Below are 19,627 nucleotides of genomic sequence, written 5' to 3' on the forward strand. Positions count from 1 at the left end.
CCCCCGAAGGGGCCTTACCGCTCGACTTGCATGTGTTAAGCACGCCGCCAGCGTTCGTCCTGAGCCAGGATCAAACTCTCCGTTGAATTCTATATGCCAACCACCCGAAGATGGATAACAGACAAACTTTGAGTGATCCTTTGATATCTCAGAAACAATCAAACTGACTTGAATCATTATTTCTCAAAGGAATCCGAACACAAACACAGACAACCCAGCACCCAAAATCCATGAAGGACCAGGGGTGGACAAGATCATCCAATGCCGTGAAACGGGTTAATGCTAAATTTCGGCATTGACTTTCGGCACGCTGTTGAGTTCTCAAGAATCGGACGCACACCGCGCTTAGATTCTTCCGAACCAAGCTCCGGGGCAACCCGCCAAACATTACTGTTTCGTTCAGTGCCAGTCAAATCGGCGCTTTTCGATCCAGTCACCCGGCAAGACTCAGTGACTGAAACCCGCACGAAGCGTGTTTCAGCTCGAGGACCCTACTGGGAGTTCGGAGCGACCGGCCGCTTTCGCGTCCCGCACTCGCTCCAACAAGATGAACAATACACGCTCCTGGGAGTGCTTTTGACCAGGGGTACCTACGGCCCCGTGACGACGCCCCTGCCGGGACCACCTGACCCCGGCAGGGGCGTCGCACTCAGTGGAATCACCAAGACGATTTGGTGATCCCGGGCAGTTCCCCACGGTGGGCCATCGTGCGGAACCGGACTCGGGAGATCCCGGCCTTGCGGAGGAAGCCCCGCGGCCGGCCGTCGGCCACATCGCGGTTGCGGACCCGGATCGGGCTCGCGTCCCGCGGCAACTTCTGCAGCCTCAGCTGCGCGGCGCCGCGCTCGTCGAAACTCGACGCCGGGTCGGCGATGATCCGCTTCAGCTCCGCGCGGCGCTCGGCGTACAGGGCGACCGTGCGCTTGCGCTGCTCGTTCTTCGCGATCTTGCTCGTCTTCGCCACCGGCCGCCTACCGCTCTTCGCGGAAGTCGACGTGCTGGCGCACCTTCGGGTCGTACTTGCGCATGACGAGTCGATCCGGGTCGTTGCGGCGGTTCTTCCGGGTGACATAGGTGAAGCCGGTCCCCGCGGTGCTCCGCAGCTTGACGATCGGGCGGACGTCGTTGTGCTTGGCCATCAGACCTTCCTTCCGGGCACCTCCCGGTGCCGTTGAACTCTGTAGCGTTGAACACCCACCACCGGGGCTGACATTCCCGTTGCCCGGAGTGTACGTTGTACTGGTTATCGTTTTCAATAAGACGGGAGTCCAGATGCTACCGGTGACCCTGCTGACGGGTGTCGACGAGCCGATCCGGGCCGTGGTGGCGGGCGAACTGCTGGCCGCGGGCCGTTCGACCGTGCTCGTCGAGTACGACCTCACCGGCCTGGCCGGGGGCTCCGTACTCCGGATCGCCCGGACTCTGAGCGGTGTGATCGACCACGAAGTGATCCGGATGGGCCACCCGTGCGTGTCCTGCGCAATGCGTGGCTCCCTCGTCCCCCTGCTGGTGAGCATCGCGGCCGCGGAGAAGTACGAAGCGGCGATCGTCTCGGTCCCCGGCGCCGGGGACACCCAGGCGCTGGCCGAGGAGATCGCCCGCGATGCCTGCGACGAACTCCGAGTACAGGCGGTACTGACCGTGCTGGACACGGACACCTTCACCGAAGACGTGAGCGGCGAGGCTCTGATCCACGATCGGGGCATCCCGACCGCGGCCGAGGACGGCCGGGCCATCGCGGAGGTGCTGATCCGCCAGGTCGAGTACTCCAACGCGGTGATCCTGAGTGAGCCCGACGACTCGGTCGAGGCCTTGGCAAGCGCGCTGAACCCACAGGTACTGATCCGCCCCGCGTCAGCAGCGGCGGCGATGCTCGGAGTACAGCTGCATGATCCTGACGCCGCCGAGGCGCGGGTCGAGCCCGGGTCGATCAGTGCGCCGCTGCAGAGTGGCGAGCGGGTGCAGACGCTGGTCTGGCAGTCGGAGCGGCCGTTCCATCCGGAGCGGTTGTACGACGCGCTCGAGGACCTGGTCGCGACCTCGGTGCGCGGCAAGGGAACGGTCTGGCTCGCGTCGCAGCCCCGCTCGCGGCTCGGGTGGGACAGCTTCGGTACGAACATCTCCCTCGGCGTCCTCGGGCGCTGGCTCGCCGACCTGCCGGCGGAGCGCTGGTCCGAGGTCGGCCAGAGCCATCAGGCCCGGTCGGCGCTGGAGTGGCACCCCGAGCATGGCGACCGCGGGTCATACCTGTCGATCACCGGGATCGGTCTGGACATCTGGGAATTAGAGCGACTGCTCGATGGTTGTGTCCTTCGTACGGGTGAATCGGACCAGCAACTGATTGACCCGTTCGCCCCTTATCTGGAAGGAAGTACAGCAGCATGAAGGCTGACATTCACCCCGACTACCGCCGGGTCGTGTTCCGTGACAAGTCCGGCAACTTCAGCTTCCTGACCGGCTCGACGCGCGAGAGCAACGAGACGATCGAGTGGCACGACGGGAACACCTACCCGGTCGTCGACGTCGAGATCTCGTCCGCCAGCCACCCGTTCTACACGGGTCAGCAGCGCGTGATGGACACCCAGGGCCGCGTCGAGAAGTTCAAGAAGCGCTACGGCAAGGTCTGACCCCCGCACTCCCCAGCCCGCCGATCCCCGGATCGGCGGGCTTTTGCGTACCCGCAGGCCGGCAAGTGCGGGGCCGGCTTCTTCCGGAGGGATGAAGAGGCCCGCGGCGGGTTACCCCCGTGATCCAACTCGCGAGTAGAACGCCAGCCGGTGCACAGAGTCGGCATGTCTCGGATTCGAGACGGGGGTGGGGCGGCGGTACTACGCGCAGTAGCGGGTGAGGCTCACACTGGGCGGGTGGAGCCGGTTGAGATCGTCGGGATGGGCCTGAAGCCGCTGGACGCGGTGTCGCTCGGGCAGCGGCGTACGCCGATCCGCCTGGGCACGGCAGCTCGCGAACGGATGGCGGCCTCGTCCGCCGCCGTCGCCGAGATCGCGTTGCACCGGCCGGTCTATGGCCGGACGACCGGCGTCGGCGCCAACCGTGACGTGCTGACCTCCGACCCGGAGCACGGCGCCCGGTTGCTCGCGTCGCACTCGACCACCGGTACGACGACGTACCCGAAGGACGTGGTGCGGCTCGGATTGCTGATCCGGGTCAACCAGCTGGCGTCGGGGGGATCCGGGCTCGACCCCCAGGTCGCCGACGCGATCGTTGCCCTGCTCAACGAAGATGACCTGCCCGACCTGCATCGCGGTGGCGCGATCGGGACCGGCGATCTCGGTGCGCTGGCCGAGCTCGGGCTGGCGCTCGGCGAAGTCATCGACGGCACCAGCGCGCTCCCGCTGCTGTCGAGCAACGCGATCACGCTGGCCGAGTGCTGCCTGGCCTATGTCGAGGCCGCCACCCTGATCAACGTCGTACCGCTCGTCGGCGGGCTCTCCCACGTCGCGCTGCGCGGCAATGCCGAGGTGTACGACGAACGCGTGCACGCGGCCCGTCCCCAACCCGGCCAGGTCCGGGTCGCCCGCCGGATGCGTGGGTTGCTCGACGATCTGCCGATCGCGCCGGCCCGGGTTCAGGATCCGTTCGGCCTGCGCGCGTTCGCCCAGGTGCTCGGCCCGGCCGTCGATCATGTCGACGCCTTGGGCAACGCGCTGGCGATCGATATCAACGCCTCGGCGGAGAACCCGCTGGTGGCCGGCGACACCGTGCTGCACAACGGCAACTGGCACGCGATGCCGATCGCGCTCGCGCTCGACTCGCTCCGGCTCAGCCTGCACTCGGTCGCGACGCTGTCGACCTCCCGGGTGGCGAACCTGGTCGACCCCGATTTCACCGGCCTGAGCCGCTTCCTGGCCAGCGGTTCGGAGGCGAGCTCGGGCGTGATGATGATCGAGTACGTCGCCCACGACGCGCTCGCCTCGGTTCGTTCGACGGCTCAGCCGGCCACGCTCGGCACGGCGACCCTCTCCCGGGGCGCCGAGCACCACGCGAGCTTCGCGCCGCAGGCCGCAGTACTGACCGGGTCGTTGCTGGATGCGTTGCGAGACGTCCTGGCGTGCGAGCTGGTGACCGCGGTACGGGCTGTTCGGCTGGCCGGTCTGGAGCCGGAGAAGCTTGCGCCGGCCGCGATCGGACCGTGGCTCGCCGATGCGCTGGCCGCGCTCCCCGACGTACTGACCGACCGCTCCCTGCGAGACGACCTGGAGATCGCCCGGGGCCTGCTGACCCAATGGGGCGACCGCCAGGTCGAACACCCCGCCGAAGCCGGCTGACAGAGTCCGGTCAGCTGAGCGGCAGGCGACCGTAGGCCTTCAGAGTGCGGAGAGCCTGGATCGTCACGATGCCGCGGTATTCGAGGGTCGCGGCGGTGCCCGGCGGTTCCCAGGTGATCGCCCAGCCGCCGTCGGGCTGCTGGTCGGCGACGAGGCGGTCGAGGTGGGCCTCGAGCTGCGAGTCGTCGAAAAGTTGCCGCCAGAAGCTGTCCGGAGTGGGCGCGAAGTGCAACGGCGTCACGCCGTACGACGGATCGGCGGCGTCCGCGCGATAGTGCGCCAGCTTCGGCAACCACTCGCGCACTTTGGCGACGTCGGGTGCGTCGGTGTGCTCGAGATACTCCAGCGTCTCGTGCATCCCGTGTGCGTCGTCCGGGAAGCCCTTGCTCAGTGCGTCGGCGCACCAGGCGGCGGCCTGGTCACGCCATGGGTGCTCGAAACCCATCGTCTGTAACCGGCCGACCAGCCCGGCGGTCGGGTTGAGCCCGGGGACGTAGGTCCACTCGGTCATGTGCTCGGCTCGCGGGTAGCCCTCGATCACCGGCGATGCGAGCGAAACGGCGCCCTCCGGCGTCGCGACCGACTGCAGCCAGCCGCAGGCGCGGAGTACCAGGTCGTCGTCTCGTGCCCCGGCGGCGAGCAGGACGTCGAACGCCGTCTCCACGTCGAGCGCGGTGCTGTCCGGACACCGCTTGTCCGGCTCCAGCCCGTGCCCGAACCCGCCATCCGCGTTCTGGTAGCCACGCAACGCATCGACCACGCCGGCCGGATCGGCCCTTTCGAACACCGTCGCGAACAGCCGGCGCTCCACTACCCGCGCCTCGGTCCGGACGAACTCCCGTGCAGCCTCGAAGATCTCCATGACCCCACCCTGCCGGGTCGAGCGCACCTACGTCTTGAACGAATCAGACATTCACCACAGCTCCGGGCCTAGATATCGCGACCCTCGGGTGGGCATGATCTGCGCCATGACCGACGACCTGTACGCCGATGTTGCTGATGAGAGCCTGGTTCGTCCGGACGGGCGGACCGTCGCCTGGACGCGAACCGGAACCGGTACGCCGGTACTGCGGCTGCCCGGGACTCCCGGATCTCGGTGGAGTGTGCGGGCCGACCGGTCGATCTGGGTCGACCGCGGACTCCAGATGATCAGCACCGAGCGGCCCGGGTTCGGGAACTCGAGCCGGCTGCCCGGGCGGAAGTTCCGGGAGCACTCGGACGATCTGGCGGCGATCCTGGACCACCTCGGGCTGGACCGGGTCTATCTGAACGGTGGCAGCGGCGGCGCACCGCATGTGCTGGCCTTCGCGGCGCATCACCCGGACCGGGTGATCGCGGCGACGATCGCCGTCGGGTTCCCGCCGCTGGAGGACGACGAGTACGACCAGATGATCCCGTTCAACACGACAGCCTTCCGCGCCGCCCGGGACGGGAACGAGCAAGCCCTGCGTGAGCAGCTCGCCGGAGCCTACGAGGTGGTCAAGACGGCGCCGCTGGCCCCGCTGGATGCCGCGATGGCGACGGCCCCGCCGTCCGACCTCGCGGTGATGAGCGACCCGGCCTGGCGGGCCGGTCAGGAGCGCGCGACGGTGGAGGCGTTCGCCCAGGGCATGGACGGCTGGTTCGACGAGATGCTCGCGCTGGGCGGCGAGTGGACCGACATCGACCTGACCGCGATCAAGACCGACCTGACCTGGTGGCACGGCAGTACCGACCGCAACTGCCCGTTCTCCGCTGCCGAGCGCCTCGTCAACAAGTTGCCTACAGCAACCATGAAGGAGCTTGCCGCCGGCCACTTCGAGCCGTACAAGAAGGAAGCGGACATCCTGGATGAGCTGCTGGCGCGGGGTTAGAGCCAGCCGCGGCGTTTGAACAAGGTGTGCAGGACGACGCCGACCAGGAGCATCAGCAGCATGGCGAAGGGGTATCCCACTCGCCAGTGCAGTTCCGGCATGTGGGTGAAGTTCATTCCGTAGACGGTGCCGACCAGGGTCGGGGCGAACAGGATCGCGGCCCACGAGGAGATCCGCTTGACCTCCTCGTTCTGCCGCAGGCTCAGCTCCGACAGCCGCCGGGTCTCCTCGTTCTGCCGCTGCCCGACCATCGTCGCGTTCACGCCGATCAGGTTGATCAGCAGCACCTTGAAGCCGGCCGCCTGGTCCACCACCCGCTCGACGTGGTCCGCGACGTCGCGCAGGTAGCGCTGCAGCTCCGCGTCGATGCCGTACTTCTCGAAGCCCGACCGCAGATCCGCGATCATCCCCGGCAGCGACTGGGTCGCGCGGATGAACTTGACCACCTCGCGGAGCAGCTCGTAGATCCGCCGCGACACCTCCGGGTCGGAGCCGAAGACCTGGTCCTCGATCTCGTCGATATCGCCCTGCAGCCCGGCGATCACCGGCTCGTACTCGTCGACCACCTGGTCGAGGATCGCGTAGAGCACCGCTTCGGGACCCAGCTTCAGCAGCTCGGGCGACTCCTCCAGCCGCTTGCGGACGAGCCCGAGATCCGGCGACTCGGCATGCCGGACGGTGACGACGAAATCCTTGCCGGTGAAGACGTGCAGCTCCCCGAACTCCACCCGCTCGACGTCGTCGCGGTAGCGGGCAGAGCGCAGTACGGTGAAAAGCACGTCGCCGTAGCGCTCCAGCTTGGGGCGCTGGTGAGCGGAGATCGTGTCGTTGACGGCGAGCCGGTGGATGCCGAACTCCTCGGCGACGGACTCCATCTCGAGCGGATCCGGCCGGTAGAGCCCGATCCAGCCCATCCCGTGCCGGTCGCGCAGCAGCTCGTAGGTCTCGTCGAGGGTGTCCGGCTCACAGGCACGCTTCCCGTCGACATAGACGGCGTTGTCGACGATCGCCATCAGCCCTCCCTCAGGGTTCGAAGCGGTAACCCATTCCGGGTTCTGTCAGTAGGTGAACGGGTCTGGCCGGGTCGGCTTCGAGTTTTCGGCGGAGCTGGCCCATGTAGAAGCGCAGGTTGCCGCTCGCCGTCTCGTAGCCCGGGCCCCAGACCTCGGTGAGCAGCTGGCGCTGCGACATGAGCTTGCCGGGGTGCCGGATCAGCACCTCCAGCAGGTGCCACTCGGTCGGCGTCAGGCGAACGTCCTCTCCTGACTCCAGTGTTACTCGCTTCGCCGACAGATCCACCTGGGCGCCGCCGACCGTCACGATCGGCTGGTCCTGCGCGAGGTTGCTGCGCCGCAGTACCGCCCGCATCCGCGCCAGCAGCTCGTCGATGCCGAACGGCTTGGTCACGTAGTCGTCCGCGCCCGCGTCGAGCGCCTCGACCTTGTCCGTACTGTCCGTACGCCCGGACAGCACCAGGATCGGCGCCTCGGTCCAGCCGCGCAGCCCGCGGATCACGTCGACCCCGTCGAAGTCGGGCAGCCCGAGGTCGAGAATGACCAGGTCAGGCGGGTACTGCGCCGCCACCTTGAGCGCCGCCGTCCCACTGCCCGCGACGTGCACCTCGTACCGCCGGGCCTTCAGGTTGATCTGCAACGCCCGCACGATCTGCGGTTCATCGTCGACCACGAGGACTCTGGTCATGCCTGCCCCTCCGGTCCGGACGCGGATCGCTCCCGGCTGCCCGGTACCGGCGCGTCGCCCGGCGTCAAGGTTGCGGCCGGCAACGAAACGACCATGGTCAGCCCACCGCCCGGGGTGTCCTCCGGTTGCAGCGATCCGTGCATCGCCTCGGCCAGCCCCCGCGCCAGCGCGAGCCCGAGCCCGACGCCGGTCGTGTTGTCGGTGTCGCCCAGCCGCTGGAACGGCGCGAACATCCGGTCCCGCTCGTCGCGTGGAATGCCCGGCCCGCGATCGATCACCCGTACTTCGACGACGTCGCCGAGTGCGCTCCCGGTCAGCAGCGGCGGCCGCCCGGCCGGCGAGTAGCGGACCGCGTTGGCGAGCAGGTTCGCGATCACGCGCTCCAGGAGCGCTGGGTCAGCCTCGACCAGCGGCAGCGTGTGCGGGATGTCCACGGTGACGTCGCCGTTGCCCTCGCCAAGCTCGGCCAGCGCACCCGGCATCACCTCGTCGAGGGCCATCGGCCGCGGAAAGACCGGTAGTACTCCGGCCTGCAGGCGGCTCAGGTCGAGCAGGTTGTCCACGAGTCGCGTCAGCCGGTCGAGGGACTCGTCGGCCGTCGCCAGCAACTCGTCTCGCTCGCCTTCGGTCCAGTCGACGTCCGAACTGCGCAGGCTGGTCACGGAGGCCTTGGCCGAGGCGAGCGGGGAACGCAGGTCGTGGCCGACCGCGCGAAGGAGCGCGGTACGGAGCTTGTCGGCCTCGGCGAGCGGCTTGGCTTCGGCGGCTGCCTCGCTCAGTCGGGCCTTGTCGACCAGCGCCGCCGCATGGGCCGCGAAGGCTCCGACCAGGCGGCGCTCGTCGGCGGCCAGGGAGCGGCCTTGCAGGACGAGCACCAGGTCGTCGCGACCGGGGATCTCCGCGTCGCCATCCTCCGGCCGCCGGCAGGTCGGCGTACCGGCTGAGGCGAGGGGTCGCCAGGTCTCGGTCAGCTCGTCGGTGTCGACGCGTTCCATCAGGCACGCGCTCGTCATCCCGAACGCCTCGCGGACCCGCTCGAGCAACGCGGGCAGGGCGGTCTCGCCACGGAGTACGGAGCCTGCCAGGGTCGCCAGCGTCTCAGACTCGGCTGCCGACCGCGCGGCCTGGCGCGTACGCCGGGCCGCCCGGTCGACCACCGATGACACGAGCGCCGCGATAAGCACGAAGATGCCCAGCGCGAGCGCGTTGTTCGGCTCCGTGATCGTGAAGGACCGCGTCGGTGGGGTGAAGAACCAGTTGAGCACCAGCGTCCCCGCGACCGCGGTCAGCATGGCCGGCCACAGTCCACCGACCAGGGCGACCACGACGACCGCGAAGAGGAAGGCGAGCACGTTGCTGGTCAGGTTGAGCGTGTCGCCACCGAGCCCGAGCAGCAACGCGAGCAGCGGCGGCAGCACGACGGCCAGCGCGAACCCGTAGATCAACCGCCGGCGCGACAGACTGCCGTGCATCCGGGGCAACCGGCCGCGCCCCATCTCGGAGTGCGTGACGATGTGGACGTCGATGTCACCGGAGTCGCGGATCGAGCTGGACCCGATGCCGGGACCGGTGAGCAGCGCGCTCAGCCGCGAGCGGCGACTGCCGCCGAGCACCAGCTGGGTGGCGTTCTCGGCGCGGGCGAAGGACAGCAGCGCGTCCGGGATGTCGTCGCCGACGACCTGGTGATAGGTACCACCGAGACTCTCGACCAGCGCGCGTTGCTGAGCCAGGGCGGTCGGGTTGGCGCCGGTCAGTCCGTCTGACCGGGTGATGTGGACGGCGAGCAGATCCCCTCCGGAGGAGCGGGCGGCGATGCGGGCGGCACGCCGGATCAGGGTCTCGCCTTCAGGTCCGCCGGTGAGCGCGACGACAACCCGTTCGCGCGCCTCCCAGGTGGAGTCGATGTCATGCTGGGAACGGTACTGCTGCAGGCCCGCGTCGACGCGGTCGGCGAGCCAGAGCAGCGCAAGTTCGCGCAGGGCGGACAGATTGCCGACCCGGAAGTAGTTGCCCAGGGCAGCATCGATCTTGTCGGCCGCGTAGACGTTGCCGTGCGCCATCCGGCGGCGCAGCGCCTCCGGCGTCATGTCGACGAGCTCGATCTGGTCCGCGGCCCGGACCACCCGGTCAGGGACCGTCTCCTGCTGCGGTACTCCGGTGATCTTCTCGACGACGTCGTTGATCGACTCCAGGTGCTGGATGTTGACCGCCGAGATCACGTCGATCCCGGCGGTCAGCAATGCGTCGATGTCCTCCCAGCGCTTCGCGTTCCGGCTGCCCGGCACGTTGCTGTGGGCGAGCTCGTCGACGATCGCGACCTCGGGCCGGCGGGCCAGGACCGCGTCCAGGTCCATCTCGGTGAAGCTGGCGCCGCGGTAGTCGATGATCTTGCGCGGCACCACCTCGAGCCCGTCGAGCATGGCGGCGGTGTGCTCCCGGCCATGGGTCTCGACGTAGCCGACCACCACGTCCGTGCCGCGCTCCCGCCGCCGCTGCGCCTCACCCAGCATCTTGTAGGTCTTGCCGACACCGGGCGCGGCACCCAAGTAGACCCTCAGGTGCCCGCGGCCGCTTCTACTCACTGGTGCACTTTCATCTGGCCATCGTCTCAGTTGGCTACTTCTGGGCGGCCAGGTCGGCGTTCAGGGTGACCACGTTGACCGTCGGCTCCCCGAGGAAGCCGAGCGTGCGCCCCTTCGTGTTGTCCTTGACCAACTGTTGCACCTTGGCCACCTCCAGGCCGCGCTCCCGGGCAACCCGGTTCACTTGCAGCGCGGCGTAGGCCGGGCTGATCTGCGGGTCGAGACCGCTGCCGCTGGCGGTCAGGGCGTCCGGCGGGACCTGTGACTGGTCGACACCTTCGAGCTCTGCGACAGTCTTGCGACGCTCAGCGATCAGACCTTCCAGGTCCTTGTTGTTCGGCCCGTACTGCGAGGCGGCGCTACCCGCCGCGTCGTAGTCGACCGCCGATGGCCTGGTCTGGAACCACAGCGGGTCGGCCTCCATCACCGGTGCGCCCTCGGCATCGACCTCGGGCTTGCCGTCCTTGGTCGCCTGCTTGGTGTACGCCTGGCCGATCAGGTCGGAGGCGACGTCCTTGCCGTTGACCTGGATCACCGAGCCGTTCGCGTTGTCGTGGAAGAGCGCCTGGGCGGCACCCGTCATCGCCAGCGGGTAGATCACCCCCAGGCCGATGGTGAACACTGCGATCGCCCGCGTTGCGACCCCGAACTGACGAAACGTCGCGGGAAGTCTGCTGGACATTGTTTTCTATCCTTCTCAGCCGATGCCCGGGATGAGCGAGATCAGCAGGTCGATGAGTTTGATGCCGATGAACGGGCTGATCAGCCCGCCGACGCCGTAGATCAGCAGGTTGCGGCGCAGCATCGCCGACGCGGAGGACGGCTTGTACTGCACGCCGCGCAGCGCCAGCGGGACCAGCGCGATGATCACCAGCGCGTTGAAGATGACCGCGGACAGGATCGCCGACTCGGCCGAGTCCAGCCGCATGATGTTGAGCTTGTCCAGGCCCGGGTAGGCCGTCGCGAACAGGGCCGGCAGGATCGCGAAGTACTTGGCCACGTCGTTCGCGATCGAGAACGTGGTCAGCGAGCCGCGGGTGATCAGCAACTGCTTGCCGATCTCGACGATCTCGATCAGCTTGGTCGGGTTGGAGTCGAGGTCGACCATGTTGCCGGCCTCTTTGGCCGCCGACGTGCCGCTGTTCATCGCGACGCCGACGTCGGCCTGCGCGAGCGCCGGAGCGTCGTTGGTGCCGTCACCGGTCATCGCGACCAGCCGGCCACCCTCCTGCTCCTTCTTGATCAGCGCCATCTTGTCTTCGGGCGTCGCCTCAGCCAGGAAGTCGTCGACCCCGGCCTCCTCGGCGATCGCCTTCGCCGTCAGCCGGTTGTCACCGGTGATCATCACGGTCCGGATGCCCATCGCGCGCATCTGGTCGAAGCGCTCGCGCATCCCTTCCTTGACGACGTCCTTGAGGTGGATGACCCCCAGCGCGCGGGCGACATTGTCCTTGCTGATGGCAACGACCAGCGGGGTGCCGCCGGAGGCCGAGATGCCGTCGACGATCTCACCGAGCTCGGCCACTACTGTGCCGCCCTGGTCGTGGATCCAGGCGGTGATCGCGCCGGCCGCGCCCTTGCGGATCTGCCGGCCGTCCACGTCGACGCCGCTCATCCGCGTCTGCGCGGTGAACTCGATGAACGTGGCGTGCGGCAGCTCGCCGGTGTGCCGCTCCCGCAGCTCGTACTTCGTTTTGGCGAGCACGACGATCGAACGGCCCTCGGGCGTCTCGTCGGCCAGGCTGGACAGCTGGGCCGCGTCGGCCAGCTCGGTCTCGCTGACCCCGGCGAGCGGGATGAACTCGGACGCCTGCCGGTTGCCCAGCGTGATCGTGCCGGTCTTGTCGAGCAGCAGCGTGTTCACGTCACCGGCAGCCTCGACCGCGCGGCCGGACATCGCCAGCACATTGCGCTGGACCAGCCGGTCCATCCCGGCGATACCGATCGCGGACAGCAGCGCGCCGATGGTGGTCGGGATCAGACAGACGAGCAGGGCGACCAGGACGACGATGCTCAGCTCGGTGCCCGCGTAGTTGGCGAACGACGGCAGCGTCACCGTAGCCATCAAGAACACGATGGTCAGGCTGGCGAGCAGGATGTTCAGCGCGATCTCGTTCGGCGTCTTCTGCCGCGAGGCGCCCTCGACCAGCGCGATCATCCGGTCGATGAAGCTCTCACCTGGTTTGGTGGTGATCTTCACGACGATCCGATCCGACAGCACCTTCGTACCGCCCGTGACAGCGCTCCGGTCGCCGCCGGACTCCCGGATCACGGGAGCCGACTCACCGGTGATGGCCGATTCGTCCACGCTCGCGACGCCTTCGACCACGTCCCCGTCGCCGGGGATGATCTGGCCGGCCTCGACGACCACGAGGTCACCGAGCTGCAGCGAAGCAGCCGGTACCTCCTGCTCGCTGAGCTTGTCCGCGGACAGCTTGCGCGCGGTCGTCTCGGTCTTCGCCCGGCGCAGGGTGGCCGCCTGGGCCTTGCCGCGTCCTTCGGCGACCGCTTCGGCCAGGTTGGCGAACAGCACGGTCAGCCACAGCCAGACCACGATCCACCAGACGAACACGGTGGAGTCGGTGAAGGCGAGGATCGTCGACGCGACGGCGCCGACCTCGACCACGAACATCACCGGGTTCTTCGCCATCACCCGCGGATCGAGCTTGCGCAGCGCGTCCGGCAGCGAGGTCAGCAGCATCTTCGGGTCGAACAGACCCGACGCTGCCTTTTTGGAGATTACGGCCGCCTTGGGCTTGGGTGCCGGCGGCCTGGTCAGGGTGGTCACAGTCCCTCCGCGAGGGGTCCTAGAGTCAGTGCAGGGAAGTAGGTCAGGCCGGTGACGATCAGCACAACGCCGACGAGCAGCGTCACGAACAGGGCCTTGTGGGTCGGCAGCGTGCCCTCGTTGACGGGCACCGGCTGCTGCCGGGCGAACGAGCCGGCCAGCGCGAGCACGATGACGATCGGCACGAACCGGCCGAGCAGCATCACCAGGCCCAGCGCCGTGTTGTAGAAGGGAATGTTGGCGCTGATACCACCGAACGCGCTGCCGTTGTTGTTACCGGCCGAGGTGAACGCGTAGAGCACCTCGGAGAACCCGTGTGGACTGTCGGTGTTGAAGATCGACGCTCTGGCCGTGGCCAGTCCCATCGCGATCGCCGATCCGACGAGCACCAGGCTCGGGGTGGCAAGGATGTAGAGCGAGACGAGCTTCATCTCGCGCGCGGTGATCTTCTTCTTCAGGTACTCCGGCGTCCGGCCGACCATCAGTCCGGCGACGAAGACGGCCAGCACCGCGAGCACGAGCATGCCGTACAGGCCCGTACCGGTTCCGCCCGGACTGACTTCGCCCAGCATCATGTGGAAGAGGGCCGTACCGCCGCCCAGTGGGGTGAACGAGTCGTGCGCGGCGTTGACCGCACCGGTCGACGTACCGGTCGTCGAGCTCGCGAAGAGTGCCGAGGCCCATTCGCCGAAGCGGGTCTCCTTGCCCTCCATCGCGGCTCCGGCCGCTTGCGTTGCAGTACCGGCGCCCTGGTTCTCGAAGAAGGTCGCGGAGAAGGTGAACGCGGCCCACAGCGTGCCCATCACGCCGAGGATCGCGTAGCCCTGGCGCTTGTCCTTGACCATCAGGCCGAAGGTGCGGGTCAGCGCGACCGGGATCACCAGCAGCAGGAAGATCTCGAACAGGTTGGACAGGCCGTTCGGGTTCTCGAACGGGTGGCCGGAGTTCGCGTTGTAGAAGCCGCCACCGTTGGTGCCGAGTTCCTTGATGATTTCCTGGCTCGCGACCGGGCCGCCCGGCAGGTGCTGGGTCTGGCCTACCACCGAGGTCACCTCGTGACCGCCGGAGAAGTTCTGGACGACGCCCATCGCGACCAGCGCGAGGGTGCCGATCACGGCGATCGGCAGCAGGACCCGGACGACCGTACGGGTCAGGTCGACCCAGAAGTTGCCCAGCCGGTCCGTCTTCGACCGCGCGAAGCCGCGGATCAGCGCGATCACGACGGTGATGCCGACGGCGGCCGAGAGGAAGTTCTGCACCGCGAGGCCGGCGAACTGGACCAGGTGGCCCATCGTGACCTCGGGTGAATAGGACTGCCAGTTCGTGTTCGACACGAACGACGCGGCCGTGTTGAAGGCCAGTCCCGGCTCGACGTTCGGCAGGCCCAGCGAGAGCGGCAGATAGTGCTGCAGCCGCTGTACGGCGTACAGGAGAATCACACCGACTGCCGAGAATGCCAGCAGCGAGCGCGCGTAGACGGCCCACGTCTGGTCGGCCTTGGAGTCGACTCCCAGCAGTTTGTAGGTGACGCGCTCGATCCGGACGTCCTTGTCGGACGTGTAGACCCGGGCCATGTAGCCACCCAGCGGGCGGTACACGGCGGCCAGGAGCGCGACCAGCAGGCCGACCTGGAGCAGGCCGGCGGCGGTGTCGGACATCAGAACCTCTCGGGGAAGATCAGGGCGGCGATCAGGTAGAGGACCAGGGCCGCGGCCACCACGAGGCCGGCGATGTTCTCGGCGCTCACAGTTTCTCCACCCCCCGCAGTGCGAACCAGATGGTCGCGAACGTCGCTACACACAGGGCCAGGTACAGCACGTCCTTCACGGCCGTCCCCACCTCTCGGCAAAAGTACTCATGAGCTCACTGAACTGCGCTGACTGCGCTGTCAGGAGTCTTCTCACAGGGCTCTCACACCCGCTCGTGGAGCTCTCACAGGTCTCTCACAGGTACCGTTCATGGACTCGACTTCGTGCTGTCGCTCCGAGTGCGCATACTTACGCCTGGCAATGAGCAGCCCCGACCAGAGTTAGGGAAGACCGCAGTGACTGAAGTGGACAACCAGGAGTTCTCCGCCACCGGGGAGCAGTTCTTCTCCGAGGAGAGCCGCAAGGCGCTGGCCGAGGCCAGCCGCCAGCTGGCCGAACGCCTGCAGGCCCACACCGAGGCCCTGCTGGCGATGACCGGTGACGAGGACCAGAACGCCCTCTACGAGCAGAACTCCGCGCTGGAGGAGCTCGTCGAGGGCTGGAACGACGCCGTCTTCGAGCACACCGGGACCGCGCCGCTGCTGCTCGACGACGAGGTCGGCGAGGACGAGGACGACGAGGAGGCCGAGGAGCGCGACCAGGTGATCAGCGTGGTGTCGCGGTTCGACCTGCGGGTGGTCGACCTGGACGCCCTGCTGGAGGCCGGCAAGTCCGCGCAGGAGCGGCACCCCGCCGAGCTGGACGAGTCCGGCGAGCGCGAGCCGGTCGAGACCGCCGAGCAGGCCATCTACGAGATCAGCCGCGAGGTCGGCGAGGCGTGGTTCGAGCTCCCGGGCGTGGATCTGGTCGCCGGCGCCCGCGCGTACGTCGTACCGGAATGGCCCTTCGAGCCGCTCGAGGCCGATGCCGAGGACGTGCTGACCGAGCTGGGCGCCCCGAACGGTGCGATCACCCACGCGGAGACCTGGGCCTGATTCGCCAGCTTTCTGCTTTTGCTTTTTTGTCGGTTGGGAAGTTGAACCGGTCTGAGTTTTGGGCCGTGTGGGTGGTATTCGACTTCCCAACCGACAGGAAAGTGTCATGTCGCTTCGCTTCAAGCTGGCCAGTGCCACCGCCGTCCTCGGCGGGTTGGCGCTGGTCGCGCCCAGCGCTGCCAGCGCGCACGTCCCCTACGGTCACGACTCGCGGAACAACCTTGCCGTCCACCAGGTGAACCTGGTCTCCGACGTACCGGGCAAGGCCGCGCTGGTCGATCCCGACCTGGTCAACCCGTGGGGCCTCGCCCTCGGCGCAACCTCACCGTTGTGGGTGTCCAACCAGGGCACGTCGACCTCGACGCTGTACTCCTCGGCCGCCGGCGCGACCACCGCCACCAAGGTGCCGACCGTGCGCGTCAACGTCCCGGCCCCGACCGGCCAGGTCGCCAACGCTGGTACCGGCTTCGTCCTGACCAACGGCACCGCCAGCGCGCCGGCCCGGTTCATCTTCTCCACCCTGACCGGCCAGATCGCCGCTTGGGGACCGCCCGCGACGCCGCTGATCGGCGCCGCTCAGATCAAGGCGACCGTGCCCGGCGCGGTCTACACCGGCCTGGCCATCGCGACCGCGACGAAGGGCGACCAGCTGTACGCCGCCAACTTCGCGCAGGGCTCGATCGACGTCTTCGACAACGCCTTCGTCCAGGTCCCGCAGCCCGCGTGGGCGTTCAAGGACAAGAACCTGCCGAAGGGGTACCACCCGTTCAACGTGCAGACGCTGAACGGCCGGATCTTCGTCGCCTACGCGAAGGTCGACCCGGCGACCGGCCGCAACGCCAGCGGCAAGGGCCTCGGCTTCGTCGACGAGTACTCGGTGGACGGCAAGCTGGTCGACCGGATCGTCTCGCACGACTCGCTGAACGCGCCGTGGGGTCTCGCGCTCGCGCCCGCTTCGTGGGGTAAGCAGGCCGGCGCGCTGCTCGTCGGCAACTTCGGCGACGGCCGGATCAACATCGTGGAGCAGAAGAACCACGGCCGCTTCCAGCACAAGGTCGCGGGTCAGGTGCGCGACGCCGCGACCGGCCGGACAGTGGTCATCCCGGGTCTGTGGGCGCTGACCAGCGGCACGGCCACCACCGGTGGTACGGACGCGATCTGGTTCTCCGCCGGGATCGCGGACGAGACGCACGGGCTGCTCGGCGTACTCCGCAAGTAACACCCGATTGAAGGGAAAGGGCTGAGGATGCCAGGGGGATCCTCAGCCCCTTTCAGCTTCGGTGGTGAGCCGCTTTTCGAACCAGTGGTGGGCATAAGGCTCGTCGTTGAAGGCCGGTACTTCGGTGTAGCCGGTGGCTCGGTAGAGGGCGATGGCCTCGGTGAGGTTGCCGTTCGTTTCCAGCCGGAGTGTGGTGGAGCCGTGCGCGGTCGCTTGTTTCTCGAGCTCGGTCAGCAGGCGGCGGCCGAGTCCGAGGCCGCGGACGTCGGGCGAGACCCACATACGTTTGACCTCGGCCGGTGCGTCGTCGTGGAGCTTGAGGGCACCGCAGCCGACCGGCTCCGAGTGCAACGTCGCGACCAGGAGCAGGCCGGCCGGAGGCGTGAGCTCGTCGGCACCGGCCGAGATGCTGCGCGCATGGTCGAACCCGCCGTCGAAGCGGCCGGCCAGCTCATCGAAGTACGCCTGCAGGCAGTACCGCGCGTCCTGCTGCCGTGGATCGACGACGCCGACGGTGACCGTCGAGGCGATCAGCAGGCGCTCGACCTCACCCATCGCGGTGATCAGCCGGGCGCGCTGTGATTCGCCGAGCGGTTCGAGGATCGACGCGGCGAGGTCGTCGGAGCGGCGATCCAGGACCTCGCGCTCGGTCAGTCCTCTGCCGGTGAGCCGTGCGATCCGGACCCGGCCGTCGTCGCCGCTCTGCTCGACCTTCACCAGGCCGTCGCCTTCGAGGATCCGGAGCAGGCGGCTCAGGTACCCGGAGTCGAGATCGAGCCGCGACCGCAGCGACCGCACGTCGCAGCCGTCCGGCCCGATCTCCCAGAGCACCCGCGCCTGTCCCAGCGGCCGGTCGCGCGCCATGTAGGTGTCACTGAGCGCGCCGATCCGCTGGGTCACGGTCCGGTTGAATCTCCTGACGTCGGCGATGCTCATTCGCTGACTATAGTCAGAGAAATATCAGGTCGATCGGGTCGCGTCGCTGGTACGGCCGCCACTCGGTCAGATACGGATGCACGAGCCAGCGGATCCGCCCGGTGTCCTCCATCCACGTCCCGGGCGCGGGCACCCAGCCTGCTGCGCCGGATCGCAGTACGCCGCCGGCCTCCACCACTTGCTCCCGCGGCACCGATCCCTGCACCACAAAGAACAACCACCGCCGCTGGGCCGGAGCCATCGCCGTCGGACAACTCTCCTTCAGCTGGTGATGCAGGACAGCCCCGTACTGCGGCGGCAGCTCCATCGCGTCGAACCACTCCGTCACCAGAGCAATCCCCCACCCAGTGGTGTCTCCGGCCGACTGAGCCCGGCCACGACGGGCCGGTTCGGGCCAGACCCGGGCAGCGTGGACGCCATCGCGGACCACCTCGCCGACGAGGTGTGGATCCAGGCAGCTCTTGCCGCACGGACAGCCACCTCGGTGAGGTACCGCGAGCGGGGCAACCGGCCAGCCGTTGGCGGCGTACCGGATCGCCTCTTCGTGGAGCTTCTGCCGGCGTCTGCGGTCAAACACACTGGCCGACCGCGAAGAGGAGTGAGCTCGACGGTGTGAGCTCCGGATGGCGGTCGGCGAGCCGCGAACACTCCAGCGCGGTCTCCATCGGCTCCGGCCGGCAGAGCACGTCGGGCAACTCGATCTCACCGAAGTACCGGTCGATCGCGACGGTCAGCCAGCCGCCCGGCCCGGTCAGCCCGTGGATCGTGACGGATCGCAGCCCCACGTTGGTCAGCTCGGTTCTCAACTGTGTGGTGGTGTGGTAGACCGTCTCCGCCATCCGCTCGTTGTCCGGGCTGTACCCGGTCTCGAGAATGTCCGTCACCACCTGCTGCCGGGTCAGCAACGTGTTGGCGATCGTCGACCCGATCAGATTCGCCGCCCTGTTGATCGCCACCACGGCGAGGAACCCACCTGGCTTCACCACCCGGATCGCCTCCCGCAACGCGAGCCGCCGATCCGCCGCCTCGGTCAGGTGATACATCGGCCCGGCCAGCAACGCCGCGTCGAAGTGCTCGTTCTCCCACGGCAACCGCCGCGCATCCCCTTGTACCGCGCTGATCCCCGCCGCCGTCGCCTGCTCGACATGCCGGTCGACCGGGTCCAGCAACTCCACCGAGTACCCGCGTTCCTTCAACCAGCACGCGTGAGCCCCCGGCCCCCCACCGATATCCGCCACCTCAGCAGGCGCCTCCGGTAAGTACTGCGTCAGCAAGTGCTGCATCCGCGCCAACTCGAACCGCCCACGCAAAGTAGAACTGAGCCGAACCTCCTCGTCATGCAGAGAGGTGTAGTGCATATCAACATCAACCTGAGGCGTCATACCACCGGATTCTGCTGACCCCACGCCACCCACCACAGGCCATTTCCCGGGGCAACCTGGGGCAGATCGAACCTCCCCGTCCATCCACAACCTCGCCTCTGCCGTGGACAGCCCGGCCAGTTCCTGCCATTCGTGGATCCCTGATAAACAAGGCCATCCCGGCTTCGAAACCCCGTCGAGGACGCTTCTTCCGCCGG

Annotated in this window: 19 protein-coding genes and 1 rRNA gene; 6 read left to right on the forward strand and 14 right to left on the reverse strand. The window is 67.9% G+C overall.

The window, feature by feature from the left end:
• From G3I17_RS31010 to rpmG, 3 genes are all read right to left on the reverse strand, one after another.
• Positions 1-86, reverse strand: a 16S ribosomal RNA gene (locus tag G3I17_RS31010); the annotation flags it as partial.
• Between the two features lie 572 nt (positions 87-658).
• Entirely contained in the window at positions 659-964 is a 306-nt protein-coding gene (gene rpsN / locus G3I17_RS31015; RefSeq protein WP_164601217.1) for a 30S ribosomal protein S14, read from the reverse strand.
• Between the two features lie 7 nt (positions 965-971).
• The gene (gene rpmG / locus G3I17_RS31020; RefSeq protein WP_164601219.1) at positions 972-1,139 is read right to left on the reverse strand and encodes a 50S ribosomal protein L33; all 168 of its coding nucleotides are present in this window, start codon (positions 1,137-1,139) and stop codon (positions 972-974) included.
• A gap of 133 nt (positions 1,140-1,272) precedes the next feature.
• On the opposite strand from rpmG, the gene G3I17_RS31025 reads away from it, so the two are divergent.
• The 3 genes from G3I17_RS31025 (at position 1,273) to G3I17_RS31035 (ending at position 4,286) form a co-directional block, all read left to right on the forward strand.
• Positions 1,273-2,385: a GTP-binding protein gene (locus tag G3I17_RS31025; RefSeq protein WP_164601221.1), complete on the forward strand. Its 1,113-nt coding sequence runs from the start codon at positions 1,273-1,275 to the stop codon at positions 2,383-2,385.
• A complete protein-coding gene (locus G3I17_RS31030) occupies positions 2,382-2,627 on the forward strand; it encodes a type B 50S ribosomal protein L31 (RefSeq protein ID WP_164601223.1) in 246 nt (81 codons plus the stop codon). Before G3I17_RS31025 ends, G3I17_RS31030 begins: the two co-directional genes overlap by 4 nt.
• A gap of 237 nt (positions 2,628-2,864) precedes the next feature.
• Positions 2,865-4,286: an aromatic amino acid lyase gene (locus tag G3I17_RS31035; RefSeq protein WP_203591016.1), complete on the forward strand. Its 1,422-nt coding sequence runs from the start codon at positions 2,865-2,867 to the stop codon at positions 4,284-4,286.
• Between the two features lie 10 nt (positions 4,287-4,296).
• Here the strand turns inward: G3I17_RS31035 and G3I17_RS31040 are convergent, their stop codons facing one another.
• Positions 4,297-5,148 carry a hypothetical protein gene (locus tag G3I17_RS31040; RefSeq protein WP_164601225.1) on the reverse strand — a complete coding sequence of 284 codons (852 nt, stop codon included), beginning with the start codon at positions 5,146-5,148 and terminating at the stop codon, positions 4,297-4,299.
• A 106-nt stretch (positions 5,149-5,254) separates the two neighbouring features.
• On the opposite strand from G3I17_RS31040, the gene G3I17_RS31045 reads away from it, so the two are divergent.
• Positions 5,255-6,139, forward strand: a complete 885-nt coding sequence (locus G3I17_RS31045) for an alpha/beta hydrolase (RefSeq protein ID WP_164601227.1) — start codon at positions 5,255-5,257, stop codon at positions 6,137-6,139.
• On the opposite strand, the gene G3I17_RS31050 is transcribed toward G3I17_RS31045, so the two are convergent.
• From G3I17_RS31050 to kdpF, 7 genes are read right to left on the reverse strand one after another with little or no spacing between them, the layout of a single operon-like run.
• The gene (locus G3I17_RS31050) at positions 6,136-7,152 is read right to left on the reverse strand and encodes a magnesium and cobalt transport protein CorA (protein ID WP_164601229.1); all 1,017 of its coding nucleotides are present in this window, start codon (positions 7,150-7,152) and stop codon (positions 6,136-6,138) included. The two genes, G3I17_RS31045 and G3I17_RS31050, sit on opposite strands and share 4 nt — an antisense overlap.
• A gap of 10 nt (positions 7,153-7,162) precedes the next feature.
• The gene (locus tag G3I17_RS31055; RefSeq protein ID WP_164601231.1) at positions 7,163-7,840 is read right to left on the reverse strand and encodes a response regulator; all 678 of its coding nucleotides are present in this window, start codon (positions 7,838-7,840) and stop codon (positions 7,163-7,165) included.
• Positions 7,837-10,422 (reverse strand): DUF4118 domain-containing protein, encoded by a 2,586-nt coding sequence (locus G3I17_RS31060; RefSeq protein WP_164601233.1) that lies wholly within the window; start codon positions 10,420-10,422, stop codon positions 7,837-7,839. The genes G3I17_RS31055 and G3I17_RS31060 overlap by 4 nt, the downstream gene beginning before the upstream one ends.
• A gap of 34 nt (positions 10,423-10,456) precedes the next feature.
• Positions 10,457-11,104, reverse strand: coding sequence for a potassium-transporting ATPase subunit C (locus G3I17_RS31065; RefSeq protein ID WP_164601235.1), 648 nt, complete (start codon positions 11,102-11,104; stop codon positions 10,457-10,459).
• Between the two features lie 15 nt (positions 11,105-11,119).
• A complete protein-coding gene (kdpB, locus tag G3I17_RS31070) occupies positions 11,120-13,201 on the reverse strand; it encodes a potassium-transporting ATPase subunit KdpB (protein WP_203591030.1) in 2,082 nt (693 codons plus the stop codon).
• Positions 13,202-13,206: 5 nt separating this feature from the next.
• Entirely contained in the window at positions 13,207-14,868 is a 1,662-nt protein-coding gene (gene kdpA, locus G3I17_RS31075; RefSeq protein ID WP_164601239.1) for a potassium-transporting ATPase subunit KdpA, read from the reverse strand.
• Positions 14,868-14,957, reverse strand: a complete 90-nt coding sequence (gene kdpF, locus G3I17_RS42325; RefSeq protein WP_137256202.1) for a K(+)-transporting ATPase subunit F — start codon at positions 14,955-14,957, stop codon at positions 14,868-14,870. The genes kdpA and kdpF overlap by 1 nt, the downstream gene beginning before the upstream one ends.
• 297 nt (positions 14,958-15,254) lie before the next feature.
• Between kdpF and G3I17_RS31085 the strand changes: the two genes are divergently transcribed.
• Both G3I17_RS31085 and G3I17_RS31090 read left to right on the forward strand, forming a co-directional pair.
• A complete protein-coding gene (locus G3I17_RS31085) occupies positions 15,255-15,893 on the forward strand; it encodes a hypothetical protein (RefSeq protein ID WP_164601241.1) in 639 nt (212 codons plus the stop codon).
• Positions 15,894-15,999: 106 nt separating this feature from the next.
• Entirely contained in the window at positions 16,000-17,112 is a 1,113-nt protein-coding gene (locus G3I17_RS31090; protein ID WP_164601243.1) for a TIGR03118 family protein, read from the forward strand.
• 42 nt (positions 17,113-17,154) lie between these two features.
• On the opposite strand, the gene G3I17_RS31095 is transcribed toward G3I17_RS31090, so the two are convergent.
• From G3I17_RS31095 to G3I17_RS31105, 3 genes are read right to left on the reverse strand one after another with little or no spacing between them, the layout of a single operon-like run.
• Complete coding sequence (locus G3I17_RS31095) at positions 17,155-18,048, reverse strand: MarR family winged helix-turn-helix transcriptional regulator (RefSeq protein ID WP_164601245.1); 894 nt, start codon at positions 18,046-18,048, stop codon at positions 17,155-17,157.
• Positions 18,049-18,061: 13 nt separating this feature from the next.
• A complete protein-coding gene (locus G3I17_RS31100) occupies positions 18,062-18,625 on the reverse strand; it encodes a hypothetical protein (protein WP_164601247.1) in 564 nt (187 codons plus the stop codon).
• Positions 18,618-19,430: a class I SAM-dependent methyltransferase gene (locus G3I17_RS31105; protein ID WP_164601249.1), complete on the reverse strand. Its 813-nt coding sequence runs from the start codon at positions 19,428-19,430 to the stop codon at positions 18,618-18,620. Before G3I17_RS31105 ends, G3I17_RS31100 begins: the two co-directional genes overlap by 8 nt.
• Positions 19,431-19,627: the final 197 nt, after the last annotated feature.

Source organism: Streptomyces sp. SID13031 (assembly GCF_010548305.1).
Taxonomy (GTDB): domain Bacteria; phylum Actinomycetota; class Actinomycetes; order Propionibacteriales; family Kribbellaceae; genus Kribbella.

Coding starts and splice junctions, on each gene's coding strand:
- rpmG (WP_164601219.1), bottom strand. CDS start 1,139: ATGGCCAAGCACAACGACGTCCGCCCGATCGTCAAGCTGCGGAGCACC.
- G3I17_RS31025 (WP_164601221.1), top strand. CDS start 1,273: ATGCTACCGGTGACCCTGCTGACGGGTGTCGACGAGCCGATCCGGGCC.
- G3I17_RS31030 (WP_164601223.1), top strand. CDS start 2,382: ATGAAGGCTGACATTCACCCCGACTACCGCCGGGTCGTGTTCCGTGAC.
- G3I17_RS31040 (WP_164601225.1), bottom strand. CDS start 5,148: ATGGAGATCTTCGAGGCTGCACGGGAGTTCGTCCGGACCGAGGCGCGG.
- G3I17_RS31045 (WP_164601227.1), top strand. CDS start 5,255: ATGACCGACGACCTGTACGCCGATGTTGCTGATGAGAGCCTGGTTCGT.
- G3I17_RS31050 (WP_164601229.1), bottom strand. CDS start 7,152: ATGGCGATCGTCGACAACGCCGTCTATGTCGACGGGAAGCGTGCCTGT.
- G3I17_RS31055 (WP_164601231.1), bottom strand. CDS start 7,840: ATGACCAGAGTCCTCGTGGTCGACGATGAACCGCAGATCGTGCGGGCG.
- G3I17_RS31065 (WP_164601235.1), bottom strand. CDS start 11,104: ATGTCCAGCAGACTTCCCGCGACGTTTCGTCAGTTCGGGGTCGCAACG.
- kdpA (WP_164601239.1), bottom strand. CDS start 14,868: ATGTCCGACACCGCCGCCGGCCTGCTCCAGGTCGGCCTGCTGGTCGCG.
- G3I17_RS31090 (WP_164601243.1), top strand. CDS start 16,000: ATGTCGCTTCGCTTCAAGCTGGCCAGTGCCACCGCCGTCCTCGGCGGG.
- G3I17_RS31095 (WP_164601245.1), bottom strand. CDS start 18,048: ATGAGCATCGCCGACGTCAGGAGATTCAACCGGACCGTGACCCAGCGG.
- G3I17_RS31105 (WP_164601249.1), bottom strand. CDS start 19,430: ATGACGCCTCAGGTTGATGTTGATATGCACTACACCTCTCTGCATGAC.